Consider the following 7,496-nt stretch of genomic DNA (forward strand, 5'->3'; position numbering starts at 1 on the left):
CCTATTTCATATTATTTTTTAGTTATTCTTGCTTAGTTTCATAACTTTCTTGGAAAAACTCTTGATCTAAACCTTTTCTTTGAATTTCTTCACTTACTCTTATTGGTTTAATCTTATCTACAACTTTAAATATTAAAAAAGTAACTACAATTGAATATACTCCAATAATTAAGGCTCCTAATGCCTGAATTAGAAATTGATTTATCCCTGCACTTATATTATTAACTTTTGGATTAGCAAATACTCCTATTAATAATGTTCCAAGTAATCCACCCATTCCGTGAACTCCCCAAACATCAAGTGCATCATCCCATTTCTTTCTTTCATATTCTACACAAAAGAAGCATACAAGACCTCCTAAAGCACCTATTATAACTGCACTTAAAGGCGTAACATATCCTGAAGCTGGTGTAATTGTTGCAAGACCAGCTACTGCTCCTACAATCATTTCTAAAAAAGATGCTCTTTTATTGTTGTGCATTGAATATAGTATCAACCAAACTATCATTCCGGCTGCAGCAGCAATTCCTGTATTAGCAAAAACAATTGCAGCTACATTAGCCGCAGCCAAAGTACCTCCGGCATTAAATCCAAACCATCCAAATAATAAAAGTCCACCTCCTAATGCTAATAAGCCTAAATTAAAAGGTCCTTTTTCATTTTTCACTTTTCTTTCACCTAATACATAAATTCCACCTAAACAACCAAATCCTGATGTAATATGTATTACTGCACCACCTGCAAAATCTACAAATCCTAATTTTGATAGAAATCCTCCACCCCAAACCCAATGAGCTACTGGGAAATAAATAAGTATCATCCAAATAATAAGTATTTTTATCCATCCACCTATAGTAAGTCTATTTGCAAAAGCACCAGTCATTAGAGGCGCTGTTATAATTGCAAACATCATTTGATACATAAAAAATAATATAAATGGAATAGTTTCACTATATTTTAAATCTATTGTATATGTAATATCTTTAAACGCAAAAAATTGAAGTGGATTACCTATAATGCCAATAATATCATCACCAAAGACTAAACTAAATCCTCCAAATATCCATAATAAAGATACAATTCCAATAGCTATAAATACCTGAAACATAATTGTTAAAGCATTTTTCCTTTCAACTAAACCTCCATAAAAAAATGCTAATCCTGGTGTCATAATTAAAACAAGTGTAGTTGATAAAACCATAAATGCTACATCACCATGAATAATCATAGAATCACTCCTCTTAGATTTATCATTTGTTAAATTTAGATATTAATTTTTTCTTATAATTAACTCTTTAGAATCCAAAAAACTTTTTCTCACATAATTGTGACAAACATTCATAACATATTCTATGTGCTGAGTTAAATTTCCTAACACCCTAAGTACAAAACCAGTTGTTTCTAGTTTTGATATACCATAATCTATTGGTAAATCTATCTTTGCCAATAATTTTCTTATTTCTTCTACAACCTCATCTGTAATATTCTTATTAATAACAAGTATTGTTCCAAAATTTAAATATTCTTCAAAAAACCCTAATTGAGTAACATCATTATTGGTAGGATTAATAATTAAATTATCTAGTAATACTATTTTGTCATTTATATATACATTACTTTTTAATTGAACACTATTATATTTAAATTTATCACCTTCTGGAGACCAACCAGCAGTAATTCCATCACTATAGATTAATGTTGATGTTTCATCTAAATATATGTTATTTACTTGTTTATATATTGCATCCTTATATAAAATTACAGAGTCTGTTATATATTCTAATATACTATTTTTCCCTATCCTTATAATAGTTTCTTGCTCCGCTTTAAGTCCATGTGTACATTTATACACCTTAGTTGATGCTTGAGTTGTTATTATTGCTCTTGTTTCATCTTTTAATATAAAAGTATTTTTATATTTCTCACCCTCAATATATCCTCCTCCAAGCCCTATTAAATAGAATGTTGATATATTTTCTCTATCCATTTTAGTTGATGGTGATACTCTTGATAGCCCCTTATAAATTTTTTTAGTTGATATTGTTTTATTGTCTTTATTTTCTAATACTAACTCTATAATACCTGAGTATTTATTTTTAGATACTACTTCGTTAATCATATTAATAAATATCCTCTAATAAACAATTTTTCTTAATCCAATCTATAACAGTATCTATTCCTTCATCAGTTTTAAGATTTGTAAATATAAAACTCTTTTCATCTCTAAAAGCTAATGTATCTTTTCTCATAACCTCTAAATCTGCTCCAACATATGGTGCTAAATCTACCTTATTTATAATAAATAAATCACTTTTTATCATACCTTGACCTGCTTTTCTTGGTATCTTTTCCCCTTGGGCAACATCAATTATATATATAGAAAAATCAACTAAATCAGGACTAAAAGTTGCTGCTAAATTATCTCCTCCACTTTCTAGAAAAATTATATCTAAATCATCAAATCTATTCTTTAATTCTTCTAAAGCCTCAAAGTTCATAGAAGCATCTTCTCTTATTGCTGTATGTGGACATCCTCCTGTTTCAACACCAATAACATGATTTTCATCTAAAACAGAGTTTTTCACCATAAATTTAGCATCTTCTTTTGTATATATATCATTTGTGATAACTGCACAATTATAATTATCATTCATTTTTCTAGTTACCCTTTCTATAAGTAGCGTTTTTCCACTACCTACAGGACCTCCAACCCCTATAACTACTGGTTTCATAAAATCAACACCCTTTCTTTTTATTTATAAATTTATAACTTATGAATTACGATTATCCTTTAAAGAACACTCATAATTCATAAGTTACTATAGAATTTTTATTACGACATAAAAAGCCTAAATTCCATAATTTCATGCTTTATTTGTGAAAGCTCTAAACCTGGACTATTAGCTCCAAAATAATCGTAATCTAAATTAATTACTACATCATAAAGCTTCCCAGCTTCTTCAATAAATTCTTTAAGTAATATCTGACCATCTTTTTGACCTAATGGAATAGTTCTTACTGCATTGCTTATAAGAGTTGAAATTGTACTATACATATGATAAATTATAGCTTCTTCTAAATTAAATCCTAAAGAATACATAAGCATTCCAAATACTAATGCAGGATGTCCAAAGCATTCTTTTTTCCTAAGCTTTTCATCATAATTTTTTAATAAATCTATATCATACAACTCCATGAAAAGCTTTATCATTCTGCTAGCCACTAATTTCCCAGCATTTCTACTTTCTTTAGCTACACATTGAACTGTTATAAGTCTATCTAACTCATAAACTGACCTTAAATTATTATCATTTAAATATTCATAAAGCATTTTTATAGCTAAAGCATCTGTATATATAAATTGTTCCTTCAAATACACATTAAGCCACTCTCTAAAAGTGTTGGCATTATAAACTCTATTTAAACGCAAATAAGTTTCCATACCATATGAGTGATTAAAAGAACCAACTGGAAAATTGGAATCGCAAACTTGAATAACTCTTAGGACATTTAAAATGTCATTATTATTAATTAGCATGAGTATGGGTATGCCCAAATTCTACGTGTCTGAATGCTTTTTTCAATTTTAAATTTTCTCTAGAATAATTTATACCGTCTTTTTTTAATTCTTCTTCTACTAATGCATCATATTGAATTATCATCTTTCCACCTTCAAACTGAGCTTGTAAATGACGATTTCCAAGACTATGAGCTATAATTCCCATTTCAGTTATATCTTTTGGTTTTATAACTAAAACATCATCACCTTTTATTTTTACAACAATAATATTTTTATTATCTTTATATACTATATCTCCATCTCTTAATTTTTCATTTTTTTCTAATGCAATCCCATATTCCCTATTATGATCAGATGTAACTCTCAATATCCTTTTAAGACTATCTTCACTATTTATATAAATCTTTTCTACATGAAACTCTGATAAATCCTCGATATTATCAATATTATCTATTATTTGGTTAAAAATCATATAACTCTCTCCTTTTTAAAATAAATAATATCTTTGAGCTAATGGTAATTCCTCTGCTGGCTCACAAGTTACAAGCTCACCATTAACTTTTACATCATAAGTTTGAGGATCTACAGTTATTTCTGGTGTTTCACAGTTTAACTTCATACTCTTCTTAGTTAAATTTCTAATTCCTCCTACTGGTAATACTATCTTTTCTAATCCTAGTTCTTCTTTAATTCCATGCTCATATGCATATTTAGAAACAAATGTAATACAAGTTGCTTCCTTTGCTTTTCCAAATGCTCCATAACAATCTCTATAGATAACTGGTTGACATGTTGGAATTGAAGCATTTGCATCACCAATTATTCCTCTAATAGCCATTCCACCTTTAAGTATTAAATGTGGTTTAACCCCAAAATATGGTGGTTCCCATAGTACTAAATCAGCTATCTTACCAACTTCTACAGAACCTATATACTTATCCATACCTTGTGCTATTGCAGGGTTAATAGTATATTTAGCTATATATCTTCTTACTCTATTATTGTCACTATATTCACTATCATCTGGGAAAGTTCCTCTTTGTTTCTTCATCTTTGAAGCTGTTTGCCAAGTTCTTGTTACAACTTCTCCAATTCTTCCCATTGCTAATGTATCAGAACTCATAATACTAAAAATACCCATATCTTGGAATATATCTTCAGCTGCTATTGTTTGATGTCTAATTCTTGAATCAGCAAAAGCTATATCTTCTGGAACTTTTGCATCTAAATGATGACAAACCATCAACATATCTAAATGTTCAGCAATTGTATTTACTGTATAAGGTTTAGTTGGATTTGTTGATGCTGGTAGTATATTTATTTGTGACGCAACCTTCATTAAGTCAGGCGCATGCCCACCACCGGCTCCTTCAGTATGATATGTATGTATTACCCTACCAGCTATTGCTTCTATAGTATGTTCTACAAATCCACCTTCATTTAAAGTATCACTATGCAAAGCAACTTGAATATCATATTTTTCAGCTGTTTCAAGTGAATAATTTATAGCAGATCTTGTTGCTCCCCAGTCTTCATGAACTTTTAATCCAATTGCACCTGCTTCTATTTGTTGAGCATTTACATCAATGTTAGCTCCACTACCTTTTCCTAAAAAGCCAACATTCACTGGCCATCCCTCCGCAGATTGAAGCATTCTCTTAATATTCCATGGACCTGGAGTTGAAGTAACAGCATTTGTTCCGTCTATTGGACCTGTTCCTCCACCAACTAATGTAGTTATTCCATTTTCTAAAGCAACTTCCGCACAGCCTGGATGAATATAGTGAACGTGAGTGTCTATTCCTCCTGCTGTTAATATTCTTCCTTCTCCTGCTAAAGCTTCAGTTCCAACACCAACTACAAAGTCAACATCATCCATTGTATCTGGGTTGCCCCCTTTACCAATAGCAAGTATCTTTCCATCTTTAATTCCAACATCTGCTTTATATATCCCAGTATAATCAACTATTGTTGCTCCTGTTATAATTAAATCAGCAACTTCTGGGTTTTTATTTGTTTGTGTGGCATTTTGCCCCATACCATCTCTAAGTGTTTTACCACCACCAAACTTACATTCATTACCATATCCAGTATAATCCTTTTCAATTTTTATAAATAAATCAGTATCTCCTAATCTAATACTGTCACCTTCTGTTGGTCCAAATAATTCACAATATCTATGTCTGTCTATTTCAAAACTCATTACTTTTCACCGCTCCCTTTTGACATTCCATCTAAGAATCCATCACACATATTTCTAATTCCATAAACTCTTCTGTATCCACCAATATCTATTAAATTTACCTCCTTTTTATCGCCAGGTTCAAATCTTACAGCTGTTCCTGAAGGTATATCTAATCTTTTTCCCCAAGCTGCTTTTCTATCAAAAGATAAAGAATCATTTACTTCATAAAAATGATAATGTGAACCTATTTGTACTGGTCTATCTCCAGTATTTACAACTTGTATTTTTATAGCTTTTTTTCCTGCATTATATTCTATAGTTCCTTCTTGTATTTTTAATTCACCAGGTACCATTTACTACTCCTCCATCCTATTTAATTGGGTCATGTACTGTAACTAATTTAGTTCCATCTGGGAAAGTACATTCTACTTGAACAGTATGTATCATTTCTGGAACACCTTCCATTACATCACTTCTACTTAATATTGTTGTTCCATAATCCATCAATTCCTCAACTCTTTTACCTTCTCTAGCACCTTCTAACATTTCATCTGTTATTATTGCCATAGCTTCTGGATAATTAAGTTTTAAACCTTTAGCTTTTCTTTTACGAGCTACATCTGATGCAACAGCAATCATCAGTTTTTCTTGTTCTCTAATAGTTAAATGCAAAATAAATTCCTCCTTACTTTTTTATGTTTATAAAATAAACTTTATTATATCCGTTATTTTTCCATTAAAGCATTTTTTTATTCACCATTTTTTTACACCTTATCTCTTTTTTCTTATTTAAAGGTCACTTTACCACCTAAATCATAGTATGCTCCAACTATTTTTACTTTTCCTTCATCAATAAATTTTTTTATTGATTCATCTTCTAAAATTTTCTTAATTGTCGCTTCTATATTTTTATTAATGGCATCATCTAAAGTTGCATTTTTATCTATACTTGGTTCAATTTTTTCTACAATATCTTCTATATGACCTTCTAAAGCTTCACCTTTAATTACCTTATTGTACGCTGCAGTTACAGCTCCACAACTTTGATGTCCTATAACAACTATCAAAGGAGTATTACAATGTTCAATAGCGTATTCTATTGAACCTAATGCATCATCATCAACTACATTTCCTGCAATTCTTATATCAAATATCTCTCCAAGTCCTGCATTAAAAATCGTCGTTGGTGTTACTCTTGAATCTGAACAAGAAACTATTACCGCATAAGGATTTTGACCTTCCTTTAATTGATCCCTCCTTTGCTGATTTATATTTCTCAGTTCTGACTTATCATTTAAAAATCTCTCATTTCCATCTTTAAGCATAGTTAAAGCTTCATCACTTGACTTAATATTAGTATCTATATTTAGATTTTCACTAACATTTTCTTCTATTATGGGTTTTCCTTCAGTGTTATTCTCTATTGCAGTATTTGAATTACCTTTACTACACCCATATAAAATTGAAACACTAATCATCGCTATCAAAACTAATTTCTTTTTCATAGATTTCCTCCTATGTATTTATACAATTGTATAGTTTATTTTTTACATATACCATATCAAATATAATATGAACAAAAATTTGATAACATATTCATTTAATATACTATTTTAAATTTATATATATTTTTTAAAGCTACTTGCTACCATCATTGCCTTAATTAAATAAAAAAACATAAAATATGCTAATATAAAATTAGCATATTTTATGTTTTCCAGACTGCTGACAAAGTGTCAGTAGTCTTTAATTTTATACAAATATGTAATATAATTTAAAATATATTAATTT

General features: G+C 29.7%; 9 protein-coding genes. All 9 read right to left on the reverse strand.

What is annotated here, in order from left to right; genetic code table 11:
• Positions 1-22 precede the first annotated feature (22 nt).
• Entirely contained in the window at positions 23-1,228 is a 1,206-nt protein-coding gene (locus tag LPC13_RS13720; protein ID WP_005214677.1) for an ammonium transporter, read from the reverse strand.
• Between the two features lie 42 nt (positions 1,229-1,270).
• Positions 1,271-2,119 (reverse strand): urease accessory protein UreD, encoded by an 849-nt coding sequence (locus LPC13_RS13725; RefSeq protein WP_005214676.1) that lies wholly within the window; start codon positions 2,117-2,119, stop codon positions 1,271-1,273.
• A gap of 1 nt (position 2,120) precedes the next feature.
• Positions 2,121-2,732 carry an urease accessory protein UreG gene (gene ureG, locus LPC13_RS13730; RefSeq protein ID WP_005214675.1) on the reverse strand — a complete coding sequence of 204 codons (612 nt, stop codon included), beginning with the start codon at positions 2,730-2,732 and terminating at the stop codon, positions 2,121-2,123.
• A 101-nt stretch (positions 2,733-2,833) separates the two neighbouring features.
• Positions 2,834-3,538: an urease accessory protein UreF gene (locus tag LPC13_RS13735; RefSeq protein ID WP_005214674.1), complete on the reverse strand. Its 705-nt coding sequence runs from the start codon at positions 3,536-3,538 to the stop codon at positions 2,834-2,836.
• Positions 3,528-3,992: an urease accessory protein UreE gene (locus LPC13_RS13740; protein WP_234088896.1), complete on the reverse strand. Its 465-nt coding sequence runs from the start codon at positions 3,990-3,992 to the stop codon at positions 3,528-3,530. Before LPC13_RS13740 ends, LPC13_RS13735 begins: the two co-directional genes overlap by 11 nt.
• Before the next feature lie 15 nt (positions 3,993-4,007).
• On the reverse strand, positions 4,008-5,723 hold the full coding sequence (ureC, locus tag LPC13_RS13745; protein ID WP_005214672.1) for an urease subunit alpha: 1,716 nt from the start codon (positions 5,721-5,723) through the stop codon (positions 4,008-4,010).
• On the reverse strand, positions 5,723-6,058 hold the full coding sequence (gene ureB / locus LPC13_RS13750) for an urease subunit beta (RefSeq protein WP_005214671.1): 336 nt from the start codon (positions 6,056-6,058) through the stop codon (positions 5,723-5,725). The genes ureC and ureB overlap by 1 nt, the downstream gene beginning before the upstream one ends.
• A gap of 16 nt (positions 6,059-6,074) precedes the next feature.
• On the reverse strand, positions 6,075-6,377 hold the full coding sequence (locus LPC13_RS13755; RefSeq protein ID WP_005214670.1) for an urease subunit gamma: 303 nt from the start codon (positions 6,375-6,377) through the stop codon (positions 6,075-6,077).
• Positions 6,378-6,490: 113 nt separating this feature from the next.
• Positions 6,491-7,210 carry a carbonic anhydrase gene (locus LPC13_RS13760; protein ID WP_195245589.1) on the reverse strand — a complete coding sequence of 240 codons (720 nt, stop codon included), beginning with the start codon at positions 7,208-7,210 and terminating at the stop codon, positions 6,491-6,493.
• Positions 7,211-7,496: the final 286 nt, after the last annotated feature.

Source organism: Clostridium celatum, from assembly GCF_021412605.1.
Classification (GTDB): Bacteria; Bacillota; Clostridia; order Clostridiales; family Clostridiaceae; genus Clostridium; species Clostridium celatum.